At 64.4% G+C, this 21,094-nt stretch carries 19 protein-coding genes; 6 read left to right on the plus strand and 13 right to left on the minus strand.

The features are described 5' to 3' along the window. Positions 1 to 114: 114 nt before the first annotated feature. Positions 115 to 486, minus strand: coding sequence for a winged helix-turn-helix transcriptional regulator (locus tag IVA93_RS01925; RefSeq protein ID WP_018452950.1), 372 nt, complete (start codon positions 484 to 486; stop codon positions 115 to 117). A 109-nt stretch (positions 487 to 595) separates the two neighbouring features. Here IVA93_RS01925 and IVA93_RS01930 point away from each other — a divergent pair, with 109 nt between their 5' ends. Further along, on the plus strand, positions 596 to 1,306 hold the full coding sequence (locus IVA93_RS01930) for a glutathione S-transferase family protein (RefSeq protein WP_026232428.1): 711 nt from the start codon (positions 596 to 598) through the stop codon (positions 1,304 to 1,306). Between the two features lie 37 nt (positions 1,307 to 1,343). Here IVA93_RS01930 and IVA93_RS01935 read toward each other — a convergent pair whose 3' ends face one another. From IVA93_RS01935 to cyoA, 7 genes are read right to left on the minus strand one after another with little or no spacing between them, the layout of a single operon-like run. Beyond that, a complete protein-coding gene (locus tag IVA93_RS01935; RefSeq protein ID WP_018452952.1) occupies positions 1,344 to 1,877 on the minus strand; it encodes a response regulator transcription factor in 534 nt (177 codons plus the stop codon). Beyond that, on the minus strand, positions 1,867 to 3,246 hold the full coding sequence (locus tag IVA93_RS01940; RefSeq protein ID WP_018452953.1) for an ATP-binding protein: 1,380 nt from the start codon (positions 3,244 to 3,246) through the stop codon (positions 1,867 to 1,869). Before IVA93_RS01940 ends, IVA93_RS01935 begins: the two co-directional genes overlap by 11 nt. Continuing rightward, positions 3,218 to 4,078: an SURF1 family protein gene (locus IVA93_RS01945; protein WP_018452954.1), complete on the minus strand. Its 861-nt coding sequence runs from the start codon at positions 4,076 to 4,078 to the stop codon at positions 3,218 to 3,220. The genes IVA93_RS01940 and IVA93_RS01945 overlap by 29 nt, the downstream gene beginning before the upstream one ends. After that, positions 4,075 to 4,461, minus strand: coding sequence for a cytochrome o ubiquinol oxidase subunit IV (gene cyoD / locus IVA93_RS01950; protein WP_018452955.1), 387 nt, complete (start codon positions 4,459 to 4,461; stop codon positions 4,075 to 4,077). Before cyoD ends, IVA93_RS01945 begins: the two co-directional genes overlap by 4 nt. Further along, the gene (cyoC, locus tag IVA93_RS01955) at positions 4,458 to 5,087 is read right to left on the minus strand and encodes a cytochrome o ubiquinol oxidase subunit III (RefSeq protein ID WP_018452956.1); all 630 of its coding nucleotides are present in this window, start codon (positions 5,085 to 5,087) and stop codon (positions 4,458 to 4,460) included. The genes cyoD and cyoC overlap by 4 nt, the downstream gene beginning before the upstream one ends. After that, positions 5,088 to 7,085: a cytochrome o ubiquinol oxidase subunit I gene (gene cyoB / locus IVA93_RS01960; protein WP_018452957.1), complete on the minus strand. Its 1,998-nt coding sequence runs from the start codon at positions 7,083 to 7,085 to the stop codon at positions 5,088 to 5,090. Positions 7,086 to 7,096: 11 nt separating this feature from the next. Next, the gene (gene cyoA, locus IVA93_RS01965; protein WP_026232429.1) at positions 7,097 to 8,257 is read right to left on the minus strand and encodes a ubiquinol oxidase subunit II; all 1,161 of its coding nucleotides are present in this window, start codon (positions 8,255 to 8,257) and stop codon (positions 7,097 to 7,099) included. A gap of 181 nt (positions 8,258 to 8,438) precedes the next feature. On the opposite strand from cyoA, the gene IVA93_RS01970 reads away from it, so the two are divergent. Then, entirely contained in the window at positions 8,439 to 9,764 is a 1,326-nt protein-coding gene (locus IVA93_RS01970; RefSeq protein WP_007604615.1) for an MFS transporter, read from the plus strand. A 198-nt stretch (positions 9,765 to 9,962) separates the two neighbouring features. On the opposite strand, the gene IVA93_RS01975 is transcribed toward IVA93_RS01970, so the two are convergent. Next, positions 9,963 to 11,354 carry a M48 family metalloprotease gene (locus tag IVA93_RS01975; protein ID WP_018452960.1) on the minus strand — a complete coding sequence of 464 codons (1,392 nt, stop codon included), beginning with the start codon at positions 11,352 to 11,354 and terminating at the stop codon, positions 9,963 to 9,965. A gap of 134 nt (positions 11,355 to 11,488) precedes the next feature. Next, a complete protein-coding gene (locus tag IVA93_RS01980; RefSeq protein ID WP_247789643.1) occupies positions 11,489 to 12,328 on the minus strand; it encodes a thermonuclease family protein in 840 nt (279 codons plus the stop codon). A gap of 254 nt (positions 12,329 to 12,582) precedes the next feature. On the opposite strand from IVA93_RS01980, the gene IVA93_RS01985 reads away from it, so the two are divergent. From IVA93_RS01985 to IVA93_RS02000, 4 genes are all read left to right on the plus strand, one after another. After that, positions 12,583 to 13,788 carry an ABC transporter substrate-binding protein gene (locus IVA93_RS01985; RefSeq protein WP_018452962.1) on the plus strand — a complete coding sequence of 402 codons (1,206 nt, stop codon included), beginning with the start codon at positions 12,583 to 12,585 and terminating at the stop codon, positions 13,786 to 13,788. 134 nt (positions 13,789 to 13,922) lie between these two features. Further along, positions 13,923 to 14,714 carry an enoyl-CoA hydratase gene (locus IVA93_RS01990; protein ID WP_085351625.1) on the plus strand — a complete coding sequence of 264 codons (792 nt, stop codon included), beginning with the start codon at positions 13,923 to 13,925 and terminating at the stop codon, positions 14,712 to 14,714. 2 nt (positions 14,715 to 14,716) lie between these two features. Continuing rightward, complete coding sequence (locus IVA93_RS01995; protein WP_026232430.1) at positions 14,717 to 15,469, plus strand: VOC family protein; 753 nt, start codon at positions 14,717 to 14,719, stop codon at positions 15,467 to 15,469. Between the two features lie 136 nt (positions 15,470 to 15,605). Beyond that, positions 15,606 to 17,774 (plus strand): acetate--CoA ligase family protein, encoded by a 2,169-nt coding sequence (locus tag IVA93_RS02000; protein ID WP_204512778.1) that lies wholly within the window; start codon positions 15,606 to 15,608, stop codon positions 17,772 to 17,774. A 101-nt stretch (positions 17,775 to 17,875) separates the two neighbouring features. Here IVA93_RS02000 and IVA93_RS02005 read toward each other — a convergent pair whose 3' ends face one another. Genes IVA93_RS02005 through IVA93_RS02015 form a run of 3 tightly spaced genes read right to left on the minus strand, consistent with a single transcriptional unit; the run spans position 17,876 to position 20,952 of the window. Further along, positions 17,876 to 18,694, minus strand: coding sequence for an enoyl-CoA hydratase/isomerase family protein (locus IVA93_RS02005; protein ID WP_247453424.1), 819 nt, complete (start codon positions 18,692 to 18,694; stop codon positions 17,876 to 17,878). Between the two features lie 15 nt (positions 18,695 to 18,709). Next, complete coding sequence (locus IVA93_RS02010; RefSeq protein WP_008133127.1) at positions 18,710 to 19,870, minus strand: acyl-CoA dehydrogenase family protein; 1,161 nt, start codon at positions 19,868 to 19,870, stop codon at positions 18,710 to 18,712. A 17-nt stretch (positions 19,871 to 19,887) separates the two neighbouring features. Next, positions 19,888 to 20,952, minus strand: a complete 1,065-nt coding sequence (locus IVA93_RS02015; RefSeq protein WP_026232431.1) for an acyl-CoA dehydrogenase family protein — start codon at positions 20,950 to 20,952, stop codon at positions 19,888 to 19,890. Between the last annotated feature and the right edge of the window lie 142 nt (positions 20,953 to 21,094).

A 21,094-nucleotide genomic window follows, 5' to 3' on the forward strand; every position in this document is an offset into this window, starting at 1 on the left:
ACAGATCAAAGCCCGGTCTTACGGCCGGGCTTTTTGTTTTGGAGACGCTGACCGCCCCGGTTCGGGGACGTCAGCGGGCGGAATTGCTTTGAGCCTATGCGGTCCTGAGCAGGATCAAACCCGCGATGCGCTTCCCGAAGCGCCGCGCCCGGTCTCGCGGTCGTCTCCGCGCGCGTCAGTCGCAACCGTCGACCACCAGGCGCCCAACGCATCGATCAACGGCACCAAGGTGTGGCCGGCGGCGGTCAGATCGTACTCGACCCTCAACGGGTATCCGTCGAATTCCGTGCGAGTCACGATACCGGCGTCCTCCAGCTTGCGAAGCTCGAGGGCGAGCATCCTGTGCGAGATGGTCGGATTGTCCCGACGCAAGTCGCTGAACCGTTTGGTGCCCTGTTTCAAATAGTAGATCAGAAGCGTAGGCCACCGGCCGCTCAGGATCTGCATCACTTCCTCGATGGGACATCTCGAAACGAGATCTTTCATCGGCGGGCTCCAGGTTACAAAAATGTTCGCAATTTACTTGATGGAGCGAGCGACTAGGGTTCGGGACCGCTGCGCAGCGTGATCATCAGAAATCACGGAGAATAGATCGATGGATCCAATCCTACTTTACGGCTTCCCGATGGGAAGCTCCATGGGACTCGTTGCAGCTCTTGAATGGTTTGGCAGGCCATATCGCCTGTGTCGCGTCGACATGCTGGGCGAGATGCTGAGCCCGTCATACGCCAGGATCAATCCGCGACACGAGACGCCTGCACTTATAACGGACCAGGGCGATGTGCTGACGGAAACCATGGCGATCGCGGCTTGGCTCGAAGCCAGGGATACCGAACGGCGCATCAGCTTTGATCCGTTGTCGCCGCAAGCCGATCGCATGCACCAGCTGATGGCGTTCGTGAATACCGGCTTTACCGGCGCCTTCGCGCCGCTTTGGGTCGCAATGGAAGGCGTGGCGATGGACGACGCCATGCGTTCGGCCTTGCGGGAGTTCGGAAGGAGAAAGGTGATCGAACGTCACGACAAGCTCGAAGGCATGATCGAGCCGGCAAGGTTCCTGCTCGCCGACCGGCCGACCCTCGCGGACGCCTTGCTGGCAGGTGTGGCGCGCTGGCTCGACTTCCACGCTGTCGCGGACAGGAGCCGCTGGCCAAAGCTGGCCGCGCTGCGCCAACAACTCGAGGCCGATCCCGGGGTCATCTACGCCACCGCCGTGGAGAGCGGCAGCAATGATCCGGGAACAGGATCCTGCGCAGGCCACACCGCCCTGGCCGACGTCATCGCGCGATATGGCAAGCAAGCCTAACCAGTGGAGAGGAGGAGCGGCTTCGATCCGCTCCTCCTCACTTCACCGGCCGCTTCTCGAGCTTCCGCGCCAGCGTCCGCCGATGCATCCCGAGCCGCCTTGCGGCTTCCGAGATGTTGAAATCGGTTTCGATCAGGGTCTGGTGGATGCGTTCCCACTCCAGCGTCTTAATCGATGTCGGCCGGGCGTCGAGCGCGACCTCGGCATTGCCTGCGGCCTTGTTGAAGGCGGCCTCGATGTCGTCGGTGTTCGACGGCTTTGCCAGATAGTGGCATGCGCCGAGCTTGATGGCCTCGACGGCGGTGGAGATGCTGGCAAAGCCCGTCAGCACCACGATCAGCATCTCCGGATCGTGCGTGTGCAAGAGCTCCACGCAGGCCAGTCCCGAGGCGCCGCCGAGCTTGAGGTCGACGACGGCATAGCCAAACGATCGCTCCTCCAGGACTTTCCGCACATCCTCGATCGAGGCGGCGAGCACGACCTCGTAGTCGCGGCGCTCGAACGAACGCTTCAGGGTGCGGGCGAAGCCGGCATCGTCCTCGACGACGACGAGCGAACGATCAGGCGTCAAAGCTGCCTCCGATCGCGAGCGTTGCGAGCGGCAGCGTGAGGCGGACCGTAGCGCCGCGCTTCCTGTGGTTCTCGGCGGTCACGCTGCCCCCTAACTTGCGCACCACGTTCACCACCAGGAACAGGCCGAGCCCGCCGCCGGCGCGGCCCTTGCTCGATTGATAGGGCTTTCCGAGCTGTGCCAGCATCTCCGGCGCAAAGCCGGGGCCGCGATCGCTGATCGACAGCACGAGATGATCGCCCTCGCGCCCGGCAACGAGCTCGACCCAGTCGCGCGAGACCTCGTAGGCGTTGTCGAGCACGTTGAAGATCACCTGCTTCAGCGCGACGTCCGAGACGATTGCGACGTCTTCGCCGAAAGTGTTGACGAAATACAACGTGCGCGCCGAGCGCGCGTCGCGCCACTCTTCCACGAGCGCGGTGACGAAAGCCGCCACCGTCGTCGGCGACGATCCCTCGCCGCGGGCTTCGCCCGCCGACACCAGAATGCCTGTCACGATCGACTTGCAGCGTTGCAGCGAGGTCTCCATCTCCTCGAGGTCCTCGGCCAGCTCCTGATCGGCGGCGAGGTCGGGCATGCGGCGCCAGTCGCCGAGGATGACCGAGAGCGAGGCGAGCGGCGTGCCGAGCTCGTGAGCCGCGCCGGAGGCGAGCAGGCCCATGCGCACGATATGATCCTGCTCGGCGGCATGCTGGCGCAGCGCCGCCAGATGCGCGTCGCGCTCGCGCAAATTCCTGTTGATGCGGGTGACGAACACCACCAGCAGCACGGCGTTGAGCACGAAGCCCAGCAGCATGCCGGCAACCGTGAGGGTGTAGGTCTCGCTCAGCGGGTTCGGCGGCAGATCGAGCGGTCGGTAGGCGACGGTCAGCCAGACGAAGCTCGCGCAGGTCAAGGCGACCAGCGACCAGGTCGAGCGGCCATCGAGCAGCACCGCGCCCAGCGTCACCTGGAGCAGGAACAGCGAGGTGAAGGGATTGGTGGCGCCGCCGCTGAGGTAAAGCTGCGCGGTCAGCGCGGCGACGTCCAGCATCAGGGCGACCAGCAACTCATTGTTGGTGATCGCGGCGCGATGGCGCACCCAGACCAGGCTGGAGATGTTGAGAAATATCAGGGCGCCGATTACCGCGCCCATGCGGGTGAGGGGCAGGGGAATGCCGAGCCACACATGCACGCCGCCGATGGTCACGATCTGGCCGACCACTGCGGTCCAGCGCAGCTGGATCAGCAGCGCCATGTTCTTGCGGTTGGTCTCGTCGTCGGTTGGCGCTGTGCCGATCAGCTCGCTGCGCGCGTCCGCCTGCGATTGCAGCGTGACGGCGCTGTGCGTTCTTCCGTTGTCAGGTGGGCTCGCCGATCGTTCCAGCATCTGATCCCGTCCTGCGGGCGACAGCATCGAGGCCGCCGGCCGCTTCGTGGGCGAAGCCGCTCCAGGGCTCCTTGCGGCGGAACAGCCCGCCGCCGAATGTGACGAAAAGTCTGCCGGCCAGCATGAACGCCAGAGCAAACCACGTCAGCGCGTAGATCAGGTGGTTATTGGGAAAGCTGATCACGGTCAATCCGCCGATTGGGCCGCTGCCGGATTGTGATCGAGCGTCGGCATCGATGAAAAAGGGCGCGACGTGGTCGAGGCCGCGTGCCGTCGCAATCGCTGCGACATCCCGCGAGTACCAGCGATTGTGCTCCGGCACGTTGTTTCTGAGGAATCCGCCTTTTGGCTCCGTCACGCGCAACAGGCCGGTGATCTCGACCTGGCCTTGCGGGTTGCCGTCCCAGCGCGTCGACGCATCGCGCCGGTCGGACGGCACGAAGCCGCGGTTGACCAGGACCAGCGTGCCGTCGTCGCGCCTGAGCGGTGTCAGCACCCAATAGCCCGGGCCTTCTTCGGTGACGGCCTGAGCCAGGGTCTCGCGGTCATGCAGGAACCGGCCGGAGACGCTGACGTGTCTGTATTCGTCGTTTGCGGCGGAGACGGTCGGCCATGCCGCCGGGGAGGGGATCGGCTGGGCCGGGGCATGAACGCGCTGCTCGACGCGATCGATCAGCGCCAGCTTCCAGGCGCGGCGCTCGATCTGCCAGACGCCGAGCGCGATCAGAAGTGCAATGGCCGTGAGCGAGAGGATCGTGAGCCACAAGGGCGGGCGCGCTGCGTTGCTGCGCGTCCCGTTTGCCTCGCTCGTCACGGTCCGGGTCTCGTTCATTTCATCCCGGTCATCTGGTGGATCGGCATCATGTTGCTGTTGAGGTGGTTCATCACCCACAGCGAACCCGACAGGGCGATCACCACCATGACGATGGTGAAGATCAGCGCCATCATGCTCCAGCCGTTCTCTGACGTCGTGTTCATGTGCAGGAAGTAGATCATGTGCACGACGATCTGCACGACCGCGAAGGCCATGATCACCAGCGCGGTGATCTGCTTGCTCGGAAGCGCGCCGCTCATCACCAGCCAGAACGGGATCGCGGTGAGCACGACCGAGAGCACGAAGCCGAGCATATAGGTCGAGAACGAGCCGTGGGCATTGGCGTGGCTGTCGCCGTGATGATGATCGTCCGCGTGGGCGGCGTGAGTATCGGTGTTCATCGCAGAACTCCCAGGAGATAGACGAAGGTGAAGACGCCGATCCAGACCACGTCCAGGAAGTGCCAGAACATCGACAGGCACATCAGGCGGCGGCGATTGGCGTCGATCAGGCCGAACTTCCAGACCTGCACCATCAGGGTCACCAGCCAGATCAGGCCACAGCTGACGTGCAGGCCATGGGTGCCGACCAGGGTGAAGAAGGCGGACAGGAAAGCACTACGCTGCGGCGTCGCGCCCTCATGGATCATGTGGGCGAACTCGGACAGCTCGATGCCGATGAATGCGGCTCCGAACAGGCCGGTGATCGCCAGCCAGATCTGGGTCTGCGCGATCTTGTTCTGCTGCATCGTCAGCATGGCAAAACCATACGTGATCGACGACAGCAGTAGCATCGAGGTGTTGACCGCGACCAGCGGCAGCTCGAACAGATCCTTCGGCGCCGGGCCGGCGGCGTATTTGCCGCCGAGCACGCCGAAAGTGGCGAACAGGATCGCGAAGATGAGACAGTCGCTCATCAGATAGATCCAGAAGCCGAGCGAGGTGCTGTAGCCTTCCGGATGCGGGTGTTCGTCGGCGAGGTAGAAGACCGGCTCGCCGGTTTGCGTGGGATTGACAGCGACAGTCATTTACTTGGCTCCGGCGAGCAGCTTGGTGCGCGCGTCTTCGGCCCGGATGACGTCCTCGGCCGGAATATCGAAATCGCGGTGATAGTTGAAGGTGTGACCGATGCCGACGGCGAGCATCGCGATGAAGCTCGCGGCCGCCAGCCACCAGATGTACCAGATCAGGCCGAATCCCATCGCGGTGGCGAAGCCGGCGAGGATGATGCCGGTGCCGGTGCTGCTCGGCATGTGGATCGGCTTGAACCCGGTGAGCGGGCGCTGATAACCGCGCTTCTTCATGTCCCACCACGCGTCGTTGTCGTGAGCGACGGGGGTGAAGGCGAAGTTGTAGGCCGGCGGCGGCGAGGAGGTCGCCCATTCCAGCGTGCGCGCGTCCCAGGGATCGCCGGTGACGTCCTTGAGCTGCTCGCGCCTGAGGAAGCTGACGGCGAACTGCATCAGCATCGAGAGGATGCCAAGGAAGACCAGGAAGGCGCCAATGCCGGCGACGATGAACCAGATCTGCAGGCTCGGGTCGTCGAACACACGGAGCCGGCGGGTCACGCCCATCAGTCCGAGCACATAGAGCGGCATGAAAGCGAGGTAGAAGCCCGTGACCCAGAACCAGAACGACAGCTTGCCCCAGAACGGGTCGAGCTTGAAGCCGAACGCCTTCGGGAACCAGTAGCCGATACCGGCGAACGCGCCGAACACGACGCCGCCGATGATTACGTTGTGGAAGTGCGCGATCAGGAACAGGCTGTTGTGCAGGACGAAGTCGGCCGGCGGCACCGCGAGCAGCACGCCGGTCATGCCGCCGAGCACGAAGGTCAGCATGAACGCGATCGTCCACATCATCGGCAGCTCGAAGCGGATGCGGCCGCGATACATCGTGAATAGCCAGTTGAACATCTTCGCGCCCGTCGGGATCGAGATGATCATCGTGGTGATGCCGAAGAAGGAGTTGACGCTGGCGCCCGACCCCATCGTGAAGAAGTGGTGCAGCCAGACCAGGTACGACAGGATGGTGATGACCACCGTGGCGTAGACCATCGAGGTGTAGCCGAACAGCCGCTTGCCCGAGAAGGTCGAGGTCACTTCCGAGAAGATGCCGAAGGCGGGGAGAACCAGGATGTAGACCTCGGGATGACCCCAGATCCAGATCAGGTTCACGTACATCATCGGGCTGCCGCCGAAATCGTTCGTGAAGAAGTTGGTGCCGACGTAGCGATCGAGCGAGAGCAGCGCGAGCACGACGGTCAGAACCGGGAAGGAAGCGACGATCAGCACGTTGGTGCAGAGCGCGGTCCAGGTGAACACCGGCATCCGCATCATGGTCATGCCGGGGCACCGCAGCTTGACGATGGTGCAGATCAGGTTGATGCCGGACAGTGTCGTTCCGACGCCCGCGACCTGTAGCCCCCATATGTAATAGTCGACGCCGACATCCGGACTGTAGCCGATGTTCGACAGCGGCGGATAAGCGAGCCAGCCGGTGCGGGCGAATTCGCCGATGAACAGCGAGGCCATCACCAGCACCGCGCCGCCGACCGTCATCCAGAAGCTGAAATTGTTCAGGAACGGGAACGACACGTCGCGCGCGCCGATCTGGAGCGGCACGACGAAGTTCATCAGGCCGGTGACCAGCGGCATCGCCACGAAGAAGATCATGATCACGCCGTGGGCGGTGAAGACCTGGTCGTAGTGATGGGCGTTGAGATAGCCCTCCGAGCCGCCGAAGGCGAGCGCCTGCTGCAACCGCATCATCAGCGCGTCGGCGAAGCCGCGCAGCAGCATCACGATGCCGAGGATCATGTACATGATGCCGATGCGCTTGTGGTCGACGCTGGTGAACCACTCGCTCCAGAGATAACCCCAGACGCGGAAATAGGTCAGGCCGGCGAGCATGATGAGGCCGCCGGTCGCCACCACGGCAAACGTGCCGACGACGATCGGCTCGTGCAGCGGCAGCGATTCGAAGGTGAGCCGGCCGAAGATGAGCTTGAGAAGATCAGGAGACATGCGGGATCTCTTTACGAATCTGACTTCGGACGTTGTCCGAGGAAGAAGGACGAGGACTTCAGCGGCGTGAAACTCGGCCGCTTCAGGCCGGCGCCGAGCAGCGGCGCGGTGTCGACAGGTGCCGTGATGGAAGCGGTGGTCCTGCCCTGCGGCGCATCGGGCGTGCAGGTGCCGGCGACGAAAGTCGGCTCCGGCCCAAGCGCGGTGCCGCGGCGGGCGTACTTGTCGTAGGCCAGCGGCAGGGTGTTGTTCAGGCCCTCATGGCCGAGGCCGCCCTTGGCGTCGATCGCCATCATCTCGCTCTGGCACATCTTGCCGGTCTCGACGCACATGTTGAGGATCAGGCGGTAGAGATCGGAATCCACGGTACCGTAGCGCCGCACCGGCTCGTTCTGGCTGGGCTTTTCGAGCTGGAGATATTCGGCGCGGCCGAGCGAGCCGCCGCCGGACTTGGCGCTGGCGATCCAGGCGTCAAAGCCCTTGTCGTCGAGACCCTGGAAGTTGAAGTGCATGCCGGAGAAGCCGGCCCCGCTGTAGTTCGCCGAAAAGCCCCGATAGCTGCCGGCGTGGTTCACGACGGCGTGGAGCTTGGTCTCCATGCCCGGCATTGCGTAGATCTGGCCGGCCAGCGCGGGGATGTAGAACGAGTTCATCACCGAGGACGCGGTGATGCGGAAGTTGATCGGACGATCGACGGGAGCTGCCAGATCGTTGACGGTGGCGATGCCGTAATCCGGATAGATAAAGAGCCACTTCCAGTCGAGCGCGACGACGTCGACCTCGAGCGGGGCCTTGGACTGGTCGACTGCGCGGTCGGCATGGATGCGGCCGAGCGTGCGATAGGGGTCGAGCAGGTGCGTGCCCATCCAGGTCAGCGCGCCAAGGCAAACAATGATCAGAAGCGGCGCCGACCAGATCACCAGCTCGAGGCTGGTCGAGTGGTCCCATTCCGGCTCGTAGCGGGCGTCGGTGTTGGACTGCCGGTAGCGCCAGGCGAACAGCACCGTCAGGGCCATCACGGGGACGACAATCAGGAGCATCAGGACGGTGGAGATGATGACAAGGTCGCGCTGCTGCGCCGCGATATCGCCGGCCGGCGCCAGCACGACGTAGTTGCAGCCACTTAGCATAACCGCCAAGGGTAGCATCGCCAGGATCTTGAAACGGGACACGGGCCGAGCCTTATGAGAATGAGTTTCTTTTGCGGGGCCAAGGGGTAGCTGCGGCGCAGCAATCCCAACATTGGACAATTTGTCCAATGTTGCAGTGCGGGATGTTGCGCCAGACAGGATTCGATTGCCTGGCGCCTCGCCGGGCAGTCGGCTTTGGTTTCAGAACGTTAAGGGCGCGCGAATGGCGATGGCACAGACCCCCGCAATGGCAGACCACTCGGGCGAGCACGGCCACGACCAGGCCAGTCCCGGCGAGATCGCCATCGGCGTCATCATCGGCCGCACCTCGGAATTCTTCGACTTCTTCGTTTTCGCGATCGCCTCGGTGATCGTGTTCCCGCGCCTGGTCTTCCCGTTCACGAGCGAACTGACCGGCACCCTCTATTCCTTCATGATCTTCGCGCTGGCCTTCATGGCGCGGCCGATCGGCACCGTCATTTTCATGACGGTCGACCGCGAGTACGGCAAGACGGCCAAGCTGATCTCGGCGCTGTTCCTGCTCGGCACCGCCACCGTCGCGATCGCGTTCCTGCCCGGCTATCACGAGATCGGCGCTGCCGCGATCTGGCTGCTGGCGCTGGCGCGCATCGCACAGGGTCTGGCCTGGGGCGGCGCCTGGGACGGCATGGCCTCGCTGCTGGCGCTGAACGCGCCGCCTTCAAAGCGCGGCTGGTACGCGATGGTGCCGCAGCTTGGTGCGCCGCTTGGTCTGATCGTGGCGAGCGGGCTGTTCGCCTATTTCGCCGGGAATCTGTCGGCCGACGATTTCTTCGATTGGGGCTGGCGCTATCCGTTCTTCGTCGCCTTCGCCATCAACGTCGTGGCGCTGTTCGCGCGCCTGCGCATGGTGACGACGGAAGAATATGCCTCGCTGTTCGAGACCCGCGAATTGCAACCCTCGCGCATCTCCGAGACCGTGGCGCGCGAAGGCCAGAACATCATGCTCGGTGCGTTTGCGCCGCTGGCGAGCTTCGCGCTGTTCCACATGGTCACGGTGTTTCCGCTGTCCTGGGTGTTCCTGTTCACCCGCGAAAGCCCGGTGCGCTTCCTGATCATCGAGATCGTCGCCGCCGTGTTCGGCGTCGGCGCGATCGTGCTCTCCGGCGTCATCGCCGATCGCGTCGGCCGCAAGTCGCTGCTGATGGGATCGGCGATCGCGATCGCGATCTACAGCGGCTTTGCCCCGCAGCTGCTCGATGCCGGCGCGTTCGGCGAGACCATCTACATGGTGATCGGCTTCATCCTGCTCGGCCTCTCGTTCGGCCAGTCCTCGGGTGCGATCGCCTCGAACTTCAAGCAGGCGTATCGCTACACGGCCTCGGCGCTGACCTCCGACATGGCCTGGCTGTTCGGCGCAGGCTTTGCACCGCTGGTCGCTCTGTTGCTGGCGACCAATCTCGGCGTCATCGCCTCGGGTGCGTACCTGCTGTCAGGCGCGTTCTGGACCTTGCTCGCGCTCTGGCTCAGCGGCCAGCGCGAGGCCGGCGATATGGACGCGGGCGGTTAGGGCGTGAGCTGCAGCTACAAGCGAATGTCGTCCCGGCCTAGTGCGCAATTGCGCACGGGGGCCGGGACCCATACCGCGTGATCTATCGAACGCGGGTGTTCTTAATCCCGAACGACCAGCGCCCGCCAAATTGCTCCCTGGGGTTATGGGTCCCGGCCGACGCCGGGACGACAGCGGAGTTTGCGGAACCACCGCGCGTCAATCCGCCACGACCTTCACACGATCGCGCACCTTCACCTGCGCGTTGCGATCGAGCCCGTTGAGCACGCGAAAACGCTCGGCCGGGTGGTCGACGCCGGCCATGCGGTGGGAGAGCGATTCCACGGTGTCGCCAGGCTGTACGGTGATGACCTTGATGCGCAGCGGGCGCGCGGCCTGGATCTCGTCGAGCGTCAGGCGGCGGAATGAACCGACGGTCTCGCGCGCATTGCGCTCGCTCTCGGTCGACTTCTGCCGTGCCGCGAAGATGAAGCGGTAGACGTCGCTGCCGAAGCGCAGCGCATAGACCTTGAACTGCCACTGGTCGCCCTTGGCGGTGGCGGACGCAGCCGGAAAACCGTTGATGGTGATGTCCTCGGTGGAGGCCTTCTCGACGCCCTCCATCCAGCCGGAATTCAGGTAATCGCCCAGCGACTGTTCGGCCGGCACCCGCACGACGTCGAAGCGCATCGCCTGCGAGCCGCCGTCGCGCACGCCGATCACGGCCTGCGCGGTGTTGTCGAGCGTAAAATTGTCCGGCGCCTGGAAGGTGAAACCGAGCTTCGGATGCAGGAAGCGCCGGCCACGGACAAAACCTTCGCTGGGGTCTTCGCCGTAGACGAGATTGTCGATCGCGGCGAGATAGGTCTCGCGGTCGCGTTCGCCGCCCTCTGGCGCTGCGTATTGCCGCGCGATGGTCTGCGCGTTCTGCACGCGCTCGGGCGTTGCCGGATGCGACGAGGTGAAATCCTGCGCCCGCGGATCGAGCGAGGTCTTGCCGACCTTCAGCTCGGCATTGCGCTCCATCGCCGAGAGAAAGCGTGCAGCACCATAAGGATCGAAATGGGCCTTGGCGGAGATGCCGACGCCGACGCCGTCGGCCTCGAACTCCTGATTGCGCGAAAAGCTCGCCATGGTCAGCTTGGTCTTGGCGAGCGCCAGCGCGGTGAGATCGGGATCGTTGCTCATGTCGGTGACGACGCGGGTGACGATCGCGGCCTGGCGGGCCTGGTCCTCGCGCATCGCGGCGTGCTTGGACAGCACATGCGCCATCTCGTGGCTGAGCACGGAGGACAATTCCGACGTATCGCTCGCCAGCGCAAGAAGACCGCGCGTGACATAGAGCTGGCCGTTCGGCAGCGCGAAGGCGTTCACCGCGCCGGAATTGAGGATCGTGACCCTGTAACCCTGATCGGGGCGGTCGGACGCTGCGACCAGGCGGTCGACGGTCTTGGTGACGAGCGATTCGAGCCTGGGGTCGTCATATGTGCCGCCGTAGCTCGCCAGGATGCGCTCGTGCTCCTTTTCGGTGGCGGGGGTCTGCGCGACGGCCGGCTTCGGCTTGGGCATTGCGACGGTCGGGGGCGCCGCCGCGGTCTGGAACCGGCCCATATCGCCGCAACCGGCGAGGGCTGAACCCAGCACGAGGCATAGCGCAGCCGGCGCTGCCCGCAGGCGGCGGCGTTCACCTCGTCCGTGCCGTCCTAGCACCCCATTCACGTCGCTTAACCCGTGCCTGGCCCTTTTTAGGGCCTTACCCCTGTCGGCTCGTTTGCGCCCAGCAACTCGATTTGTCCCACGAGGCGTACATCGATACGCGGCCCCGTATTCCCCTCAGCCCAGCGCCTGACACGAATACGCTTATTTTCCAGAGACTTAAGGGCGATCCCGGCGCTTTCGAACGCGGGTATCATGCGCTTTGAAATAGTCACGGCGAAGCCGCGTGTCCAGTTTCGTCCGAAGTTGAGGTAGGTCATTGCCCCAGCTTGCCGGACCGACAGGACTTTGCCCTCGACCACCACAAAACGCCCGATCCCCGCCAAAATATCGTCCGGACTTTCCGCGTTTTTTATGGCCGACAGGTCAGCCCAGCTGCCCTTTTTTTGGCGCCTTGCCTCGGCCTCCGCCGCCATCAGGGCGGCCGCGCAGTCCTTATCGGCGATCTCGGCGGAGACGATGGCGTCGCCCTCGGCGAGGAGCGTCGCCTGCACGGAGATGTCGCTCTCGCCGACAAAGACCAGCGCGCCCTGGCGGCCATAGCGGTCGGGCGTGTCGTCGGCGCTGCGCAAAATAACGTCGCGACCGACGAGCAGCGTCGTCAGCGCCTGCTTCGTGGTTGCGGTCGGCTCGATGCCGGTCAAGCGGATTTCCCGGCCGTCATCGAGACGCAGACTGCGCGCATCGATCGCGGTGACGCGGCCTTCGCCCTGGGACTCGAACTGGCACGGCGTGGCGGACGCACCGCGAGCCGCGACCAGAAGACATGCGACGATGAGATGAAGCAGTCGCGTCACGTTGCCCGGAAAGGTTGCGTTGCGCTCCAACCATAACTCAAGCGCGGTGGGGCGCGAAGACTGTTTGTTCATACTCCGTCATTGCGAGCGCAGGGAAGCAATCCAGAGTCCCTCCGAGGAAAGATCCTGGATTGCTTCGCTGCGCTCGCAATGACGGCGGAGGCACTCTTCCGCATCTCGTCATTCCGCTTTGCGGAAAGCGCGTGTTGATCGTTCATCTGCATCGTCCCGTGCGCTTGCTGCGCTGTCGCGCATGCGGCATGATTGCGGTAACAGCAATAACCAAGCCGCCATCAGAGTACGGCGCGATAAGGGAGGTCTTTTCGATGAAGCATGTTTTGTCGGGCATTTTTGCCGCTGCGTTGGCGCTGAGCGCGAGCGCCGTGCAGGCCCAGGACAAGCCGCCACTGAAGATCGGCGGCATCCTCGACATGTCGAGCCTTTATGCCGACATCACCGGCCCCGGCAGCGAGACCGCGGCCAAGATGGCCGTGGAGGACTTTGGCGGTGAGGTGCTCGGCCGCAAGATCCAGGTGCTGGCTGCCGACCATCAGAACAAGGCCGATCTCTCCGCCAATATCGCCCGCGACATGCTCGACAATCAGGGCGTCGAAATGATCTATGACGTCGCGGCCTCCGCGACCGCGCTCGCCGCCGGCGAGATCGCGAAAGCGCGCAACAAGATCATCATGTTCAACGGCCCGGGCTCGATCCGCCTCACCAACGAGGCCTGCGGTCCCTATACCATTCACTACGTGTTCGACACCTACGGTCAGGCCAATGTGACCGGCCTTGCGGCCGTGAAGTCGGGCCTCGACACTTGGTACTTCCTCACCGCCGACTACGCCTTCGGCCAGGATCTGGAAAAGGACACCAGCGCCGTCGTGACCAAGACCGGCGGCAAGGTGCTCGGCAGCGTGCGCCATCCGCTCAACACGTCGGATTTCTCGTCGTTCCTGCTCCAGGCCCAAGCCTCGAAAGCCAAGGTGATCGGGCTTGCGAATGCCGGCGGCGACACCGTCAACGCCATCAAGCAGGCGGCCGAGTTCGGCATCACCAAGGGCGGCCAGAAGGTCTCGCCGCTGCTCGCCTTCGTGACCGATATCGACTCCATCGGACTCGAGACCGCGCAGGGCCTGTTGCTGGCGGAAGCCTTCTACTGGGATCTCAACGATGACACCCGCGCGTTCTCGAAGCGCTTCCAGGAGCGTATGAAGCGGCCGCCGACCTCGGCGCAAGCTGGTGTCTATTCGTCCGTGACTCACTATCTGAAAGCGGTGAAGGCAGCCGGCACGACCGACGCTGCGACGGTGATGAAAGTGATGAAGGAGACGCCGATCAACGACTTCTTCGCCAAGAACGGCAAGATCCGCGAGGACGGCCGCATGCTGCACGACATGTACCTGTTCGAGGTCAAGAAGCCGTCGGAATCCAAGGGCCGCTGGGACGACTACAAGCTGCTCGCCACCGTGCCCGGCAGCGAGGCGTTCCAGTCGCTGGAGCAGTCGCGCTGCCCGTTGGTGAAGAAATAAACACCGTCATTGCGAGGAACGAAGCGACGAAGCAATCCAGACTGTCTCCGCGGAAACATCTCTGGATTGCTTCGCTTCGCTCGCAATGACGAGCGTCGATAGACCGAAGCAAACAACAACAAGGGAGACGTCCCATGAGCAACGACATGGTCCTCCAGAAGCTCGAAGGCGGGCTGCTCACCATCACCATGAACCGGCCCGAGCGCAAGAACGCGCTCAACCCGGACATGGTGGCCGGGCTGGTCGTGGCGGCACGGCGCGCGGCGGATGATCCGGAGGTGCGCGCGGTCTTGTTCAAGGGCGCGGGCGGCTCCTTCTGCGTCGGCGGCGACGTCAAGTCGATGGCGGAGGGCCGGGCGCCGCTGCCGTTCGAAGTGAAAATGGCGAACCTGCGCCGCGGCATGGAAGTGTCGCGTATCCTGCACCAGATGCCAAAGCCCGTGGTGGCACAGCTCGATGGAGCTGCCGCCGGCGCGGGTCTGTCGATGGCGCTGTCGTGTGACCTCCGCGTCGCTTCCGAATCCTGCAAGATCACCACCGCCTTCGCAAAAGTCGGCTTCTCCGGCGATTACGGCGGCACCTATTTCCTCACCCAGCTGCTCGGCAGTGCGCGGGCGCGCGAGCTCTATCTGACCTCGCCGGTGCTGACCGCGAAGGAAGCACATGCGATCGGCATGGTGACCAAGGTTGTTCCCGACGCCGAGATCGATACGGCCGCGCACGAGCTCGCACTGTCGCTGGCGCAGGGCCCGTCGATCGCGCTTGGCTTCATCAAGCGCAACATCAACAATGCCGAGCATCTCGCGCTGGAGGATTGCTTCGACGGCGAGGCGATCCATCACACCCGCTGCAGCGATACCGAGGATCACAAGGAGGCCGCAAAGGCGTTCGTCGAGAAGCGCAAGCCGACCTTCAAGGGCGCATGACGATGGCGCCCTATATGCGGTTGCGGCAGATCTGCCTGGTCGCGCCGCAGCTCGCGCCCGTGATCGCGGATATCGCTGACATCATGGGCCTCGCTGTCTGCTACCGCGACGGCAACGTCGCGAAATACGGCCTGGAGAACGCGCTGCTGCCGGTCGACACGATCCTGCTGGAGGTGGTCGCGCCGTTCAAGGAGGGCACCACGGCCGGCCGCTTCATCGAGAAGAGCGGCGGCCGCGGCGGCTACATGGCGATCTTCTGCTGCAACGATCCCGACGAGCGCGGCCGTAACGCCAACGCTCTGGGCGTGCGCACCGCCAACGTGATCGACCACGCGCCCTATCACGGCGTGCAGCTCCATCCCCGCGACTGTCGCGCCGCCTTCATCGAGTTCAACCACACCGAAGGCAGCGACGACATTTTGGGGCCTTATCCGCCAGCGGGGCCAGACTGGCATAAATTCATCCGCAAGGACGTGACGCAGGCGTTGACGAGCGTGGAAATACAGAGCCCGGACCCGCAAGGGCTGGCCGAGCATTGGGGCAAGCTCATCGGCGTGGCGCCGAGTGGCGATGTCGAACTGAAGCTGACCAACGCGACCTTCCGGTTCGTGAAGGGCGCCAGCGAAATCATGAGCGCGCTGGAGTTTCAGGTGACAGATGTGGCCCAGGTGCTGCATGCCGCCAAGGCCAAGGGGCTCGCGGTGGCGGGCAATGAGTTTCTGCTGAGCGGCGTGACATTTCGGCTCGCTGCTTGACCACTTGCGCTAGTTCTCGTTGTGTCGTCATGGCCAGGCCTGTCCCGCCTGCGCGGCCGAAGCGGCTTCGGCCGCGCAGGCGAGACAGGCCCGGCCATGACGGGGGTAGCGCCAGACCGACAATTGGAATCTGCACATGCCGCATCCGCTCGACAGCTTCTTTGCACCCGCCAGCATCGCGCTGATCGGTGCTTCGCGCGATCACGAGAAGATTCCGGGGCGCCTGCTGTCGATGTTGCGCAAGAACGAGTATCCCGGAAAAATCTATCCGGTGAACCCGAACTACGCCGAGATCGACGGCCTCATTTGCTACAAATCGATCACCGACATCGGCGCGCCGGTCGATCTCGCAATCATCCTCATCCCCGCCCGCGCGGTGCTCGCCGCGCTCGAACAATGCGCCGCCGCCGGCGTGAAGAACGCTGTTATCATCTCCTCCGGCTTCGCCGAGGAGGGCGGGGAGAGCGCGGCGATGCAGGACGCGATCGCGGGGCTGGCGAGGCGCACCGGCATGCGGATTTCCGGTCCGAATGCCGAAGGCTTTTTCAGCCAGAAGCAGCGCGTGGCGGCGACGTTCAGTCCCGCCGTGGACGTCAAGCCGAGCGTGGTGCCGCTGGTCGCCACGACGAAGCGGATCGGCATCGTGGCGCAGAGCGGCGGCATCGGCTTTGCGTATTATCACCGCGCCAGTGCGCTCGGCATTGCCGTGAGCTATGTCGTCAGTGCCGGCAACGAATCCGATCTCGGGGCCGGCGAGTTTCTGGATTACATGGTGCAGGACGCTTCAACGGACGTGATCCTGCTGTTCATCGAAGGCATTCGCGACGTCGACAAGTTTCTCGCGGCAGCGCGGCGCGCCGCCGAACTGAAAAAGCCTGTCATCGTCACGAAGGTCGGCCGCTCCGGCGCCGGGATGCGCGCGGCCGCCTCGCACACCGCGAGCATGGCCGGATGGTCGGCGGCCTACGACGCGGTGTTCGCCAAATATGGCTTCATCGTCTCCAACGATCTCGACGAGGCGCTGACGATCGCAGCTGTGCTTGCGAGCAATCCGTTGCCGAAAGGCGATCGCGTCGCCGTGGTCACCGTCTCCGGCGGCGCCGGCATCTGGGGCGCCGATGCCGTGGCGCTGCAAGGCTTGCAGGTGCCGGAGCTCTCCGAAAAAGTCCAGGCGGAGATCAGCGCGCTGATGCCGTCCTACGGCACCGCGCGCAACCCGATCGACGTCACGGCGCAGGGCGTGACCTCGGGCGGCTTGCAAAAGAGCGTCGATGTGCTCACCGCGTCGGACGAGATCGACGCAATCCTGATCGTGCTGTCGCTGTCGAGCGACGTCCGGAAGCCCTTCAAGGAAGCCGAGCTGACGCCGGTGCTGGCCGCGCAGCACAAGCCGGTGGTGTTCTATTCCTACACGGTACCGTCCGATTTCGCGCGGCGCGAGCTTGCCAAATCCGGCGTCGTGGTGCTCTCCGGCCTCACTTATGTCGGCGTCGCGATGCGGCAGCTCGTCGATTATGCCACCTTCGAGCTGCAGAGGCCCGCGGACGGGGCGCAAGTCCCCGCGCGGGACATCTCAGCACAGCTGAAATCGCCTGCGCTCTCGGAAGCCGACAGCAAGACATTGCTCCGCGCCGCCGGCATCGCGCTGCCGGATGAAGTGCTGGTGAAGGACAAGGGCGAGCTCGATGATGCCGTCGCCCGCGTCGGCTTTCCGGTGGTGCTGAAGATCCAGTCGCCGGACATCGCGCACAAGAGCGAGGTCGGCGGCGTGCGCGTCAATATCACCACAAAGGGCGAAGCGTTTCTGGCGTTCGAGGCGCTGCTCAACAATGTGCGCCAGCACAGGCCTGAGGCGGCCATTCAGGGCGTGCTGGTCTGCCCGATGGCGAAGCAGGGTGTCGAGATCATCGTCGGCACCATGACAGACGCGACGTTCGGGCCGATGGTGATGGTGGGCCTTGGCGGCATCACGACCGAATTGTTCCGCGACGTCGTCTACCGCCCGGCGCCGGTCAGCGCAGAAGAAGCCGGCACGATGCTGGCGCGCTTGAAAGCCGCGCCGCTGCTGACGGGATTTCGCGGGGCGGCGATGGCGGATGTTGCGGCGGTGTCGCAGTTGATCGCGGACATTTCCGTGCTTGCCGCGCAACATGCAGAGGAGATCGCGGAGATCGAGCTCAACCCGGTGCTGGTGCACGCGGAAGGGCAGGGCGTGACGATCGTGGACGCGCTGGTGGTGGGGCGGAGATCATCCCTCTCCCCTTGTGGGAGAGGGTGGCTCGCCGCGAAGCGGCGAGACGGGTGAGGGGTCTCTCTCCACAAGCGCAAGAGAATGGCTTGCGGAGACAACCCCTCATCCGGCGCTTCGCGCCACCTTCTCCCATAAGGGGAGAAGGAAGAAAGGACCTACCGCCCCCTGAAATTCGCGACCCGCCGCTCTTCCGTGGCCTTCACGCCTTCCTTGAAGTCTTCCGTGGCGCGCAGTCGGGTCTGCTCCTCGAGCTCGTGATTGGTCGCGGCCATCACGCGATCGGCGAGGCCAGCGCGCATCGTGGCGCGGGTGGAGACGAGGCCGAGCGGGGAGCATTCGGCGATTTCACCGGCGAGCTTCAGTGCGGCCGCCTTGACCTGGTCCTGCGGCACCAGCTCGTTGGCGAGGCCCCATTTGAAGGCCTCCTCACCGGTGACGCGGCGGCTGGTGTAGAACATCAGCTCGGCGTTGTTCTTTCCGATCAGCTCGGGCAGCGTCACAGTCAGGCCGAAGCCGGGATGAAAGCCGAGCTTTGTAAAGTTCGCGGAGAAGCGCGCTTCGGGGCAGGTGACCCGGAAGTCCGCCGAGACCGCGAGGCCCAGTCCGCCGCCGATGGCGGCGCCCTGCACGGCCGCGACGATCGGCTTCTTGGCGCGGAAGATGCGCACGGCCTGGATGTAGAGATGATTGATCGCCCCGAGGCTATCGGCCGGATCGCCCTTGGCCGTCTTATCGACTTCGCGCGCCTCTTGCGCCTGTCGTGCCGGGTCCTGGAAATTGGCGCCGGCGCAAAACGCCTTGCCCTGGGCCGATAGCACCGAGGCGCGAATCTCGATGTCGCGATCGAACTCGTCGAGTGCGTCCGCGATCTGGTTGATCAGCGAAATGTCGAAGAAGTTGAGCGGCGGGCGGCGGATCTCGATGGTGCCGACGTGACCAACTTTTTCGACGCCGATATCTTTATAGGTGCTCATGATGTCCTCGAATGATTAGCGCAAACCAAGCCCGCGGGCGATGATGCCGCGCAGCACCTCGGTGGTGCCGCCCTGGATGGTGAGTTTCGGCGCGGTTTTGATGGCGAAGTCGAGCTGCCGCTCCAGCGTCTCGCGGTTGGTCGCGGTCTCCTCGACGAAGGCGGCGAGATCGCGCACGCGGTGCGGCAGCTGCTGTTCCCACACCGTGCCGATGTCCTTGACGATGGAGGCTTCGACGACCGGCTCCTTGCCGGCTTGCAGCATGCCCGCGACCGAGACCGACATGCGCCGCATGGTGTGGAGCTGCGCCACCAGCCGGCCGATGCCTTCGGCGCTGCGGGTATCCGGATTGGGACCAACGGCGCGAACCAGCTCGGTCAGCACGTAATAGGTCTCCAGGAAGCGCTCGGGGCCCGAACGCTCATAAGCGAGCTCGCTGGTCGCCTGCTTCCAGGCGCCGTCCACTTCGCCGAGCACATGATCGTCAGGCACGAAGAAATCGGTGAACACGACCTCGTTGAACTCGTACTGGCCGGTGATCTGGCCGATCGGGTTCACCTGGATGCCCGGCTGCTTCATCTTGACCAGGAACTGGGTCAGGCCGTGACGTCGGTTTTCCTTGGTCGGCTGCGACGTCCGGAAGATCGCGATCATGTAGTCGGCGATATGCGCCGACGAGGTCCAGATCTTGGTGCCATTGATGAGATAGCCGCCGTCGGTCTTGGTCGCGCGGGTCTTCGCGGCAAACAGGTCCGAGCCGGAGTTCGGTTCGCTCATGCCGATCGCGAAGCAGATCTCGCCGCGGCAGATGCGCGGCAGGATGTCCATTTTGATGTGCTCAGGCGCGTATTTGATCAGCACCGGTCCGCTCTGGCGGTCGGCGACGAAGAAGCGCCGCGTCGGCGCGTTGGCGACGCGCATCTCCTCCGTCACCACGTAACGTTCGAGGAACGAGCGCTCCTGGCCGCCATATTTTTTCGGCCATGTCATGCCGAGCCAACCCTTGGCGCCGACCCGGCGGGAGAATTCCGGCGCGTCGGTGTCTTCGCGGTTGGGCTTGTGCGGATCGAAGGTACCGGCGGCGATTTCCTCCGCGAGGAAGGCGCGTACTTCCTTGCGCAATTGCTCGCATTTCTCGGGCAGGCGGATCGGATCGAAACGGAGGGCAGCGGTCATTGTTGTCTCGTCCCTGATCAGCGCGAAGCCACGAGCGGCCACAATTCGTCGGCGCCGCGGTTGGCAATGAGCTTGCCGAGCTCGACGGCCCAGTGGCTTTCCGAACCGAAATCGTCGCGCCAGGCAAGCGCCCGCAGCGAATAGCGGTGCAGGATGTGCTCCAGGGTGAAGCCGATCGCGCCATGGACCTGGTGCGCAATGGCGCCGCCCTTTTCCGCAGCTTCCGCGCAGCGGATCTTTGCGGAGGCGGCTTCGAGATAGACCGCGTCATCGAACGACTTTGCGTTGGCGATGGCGTCGGCCGCGGAAGTCGCAGCCGCAAGCGCAGCAGCCGACTCGCCGGCGAGGCGGGCGAGATTGTGCTGCACCGCCTGGAATTTGGAGATCTTCTTCTCGAAGGCGACGCGCTCGTTGGAATAGCGCACGGAGATGTCGAGCATCGATTCCAGCGCGCCCGCGATCTGAAGGCTGCGCGCGACGCCGCCCATCAGCATCATTGTGGTCTGGTCAAAGCCGCTCGGCGCGGGCTTGATGGTGAGGGGCTGGACCTTGTCGAGCGTGACGGTGTCGCTGTGGTCATAGCCGACATTGAGTCCGGTCTCGATCCGGCCCTTGCTCGCATCCACCAGCGCGACCGCGACTCCGTCCTTGCCGTGGGCCAGCACCGCGAAGTGCTTTGCCGCCTTTGCGAAGGGCACGCCGCGGGCGCGGCCGGAGAGCGCACCATCGGCATCGCGGGTGATGCGATCCTTGGGCGACGCCGGCAGCACCGTCATCTCCCCCTCCGGGGAAGCGATCTTCGCCTGCGCCAGCAGCCAGCCGGCCAGCATGGTCTCGGCCAGGGGAACCGCGACTGCGAAACGGCCGGCCGCGTTCAGCAGCGCAAAGCCGTCGGCCAGACTCGCGCCGGAGCCGCCGAGATCGTCGGGCACCCAGGCCAGCGGCAGGCCGGCCTCGCTCAGCGCCTGCCACAGCGGCGCCTGCCACGAATCCTTCTTGTCGTTGTTGACGGTCTGCGGATCGGCGAGATCGGCGAAGATTTTCTCCGCGGTCTCGACGACGATATTGTCACTCTCCGCCACAGCGTTCCCCGTGTTTTGCCATTGGCGCATCCGGCCCCAGTGGGGCGGGCGCGCAGGTTCTTCTTGCGCCCGATGATCCAAAAAAGCCATGGCCCTGACAAGCGCTGATCGCAGGTCAACCTGCGGCGCGGGCATGGGCGAT

Origin of the sequence: Bradyrhizobium sp. 155 (assembly GCF_023101105.1) — a bacterium.
GTDB lineage: Bacteria > Pseudomonadota > Alphaproteobacteria > Rhizobiales > Xanthobacteraceae > Bradyrhizobium > Bradyrhizobium canariense_D.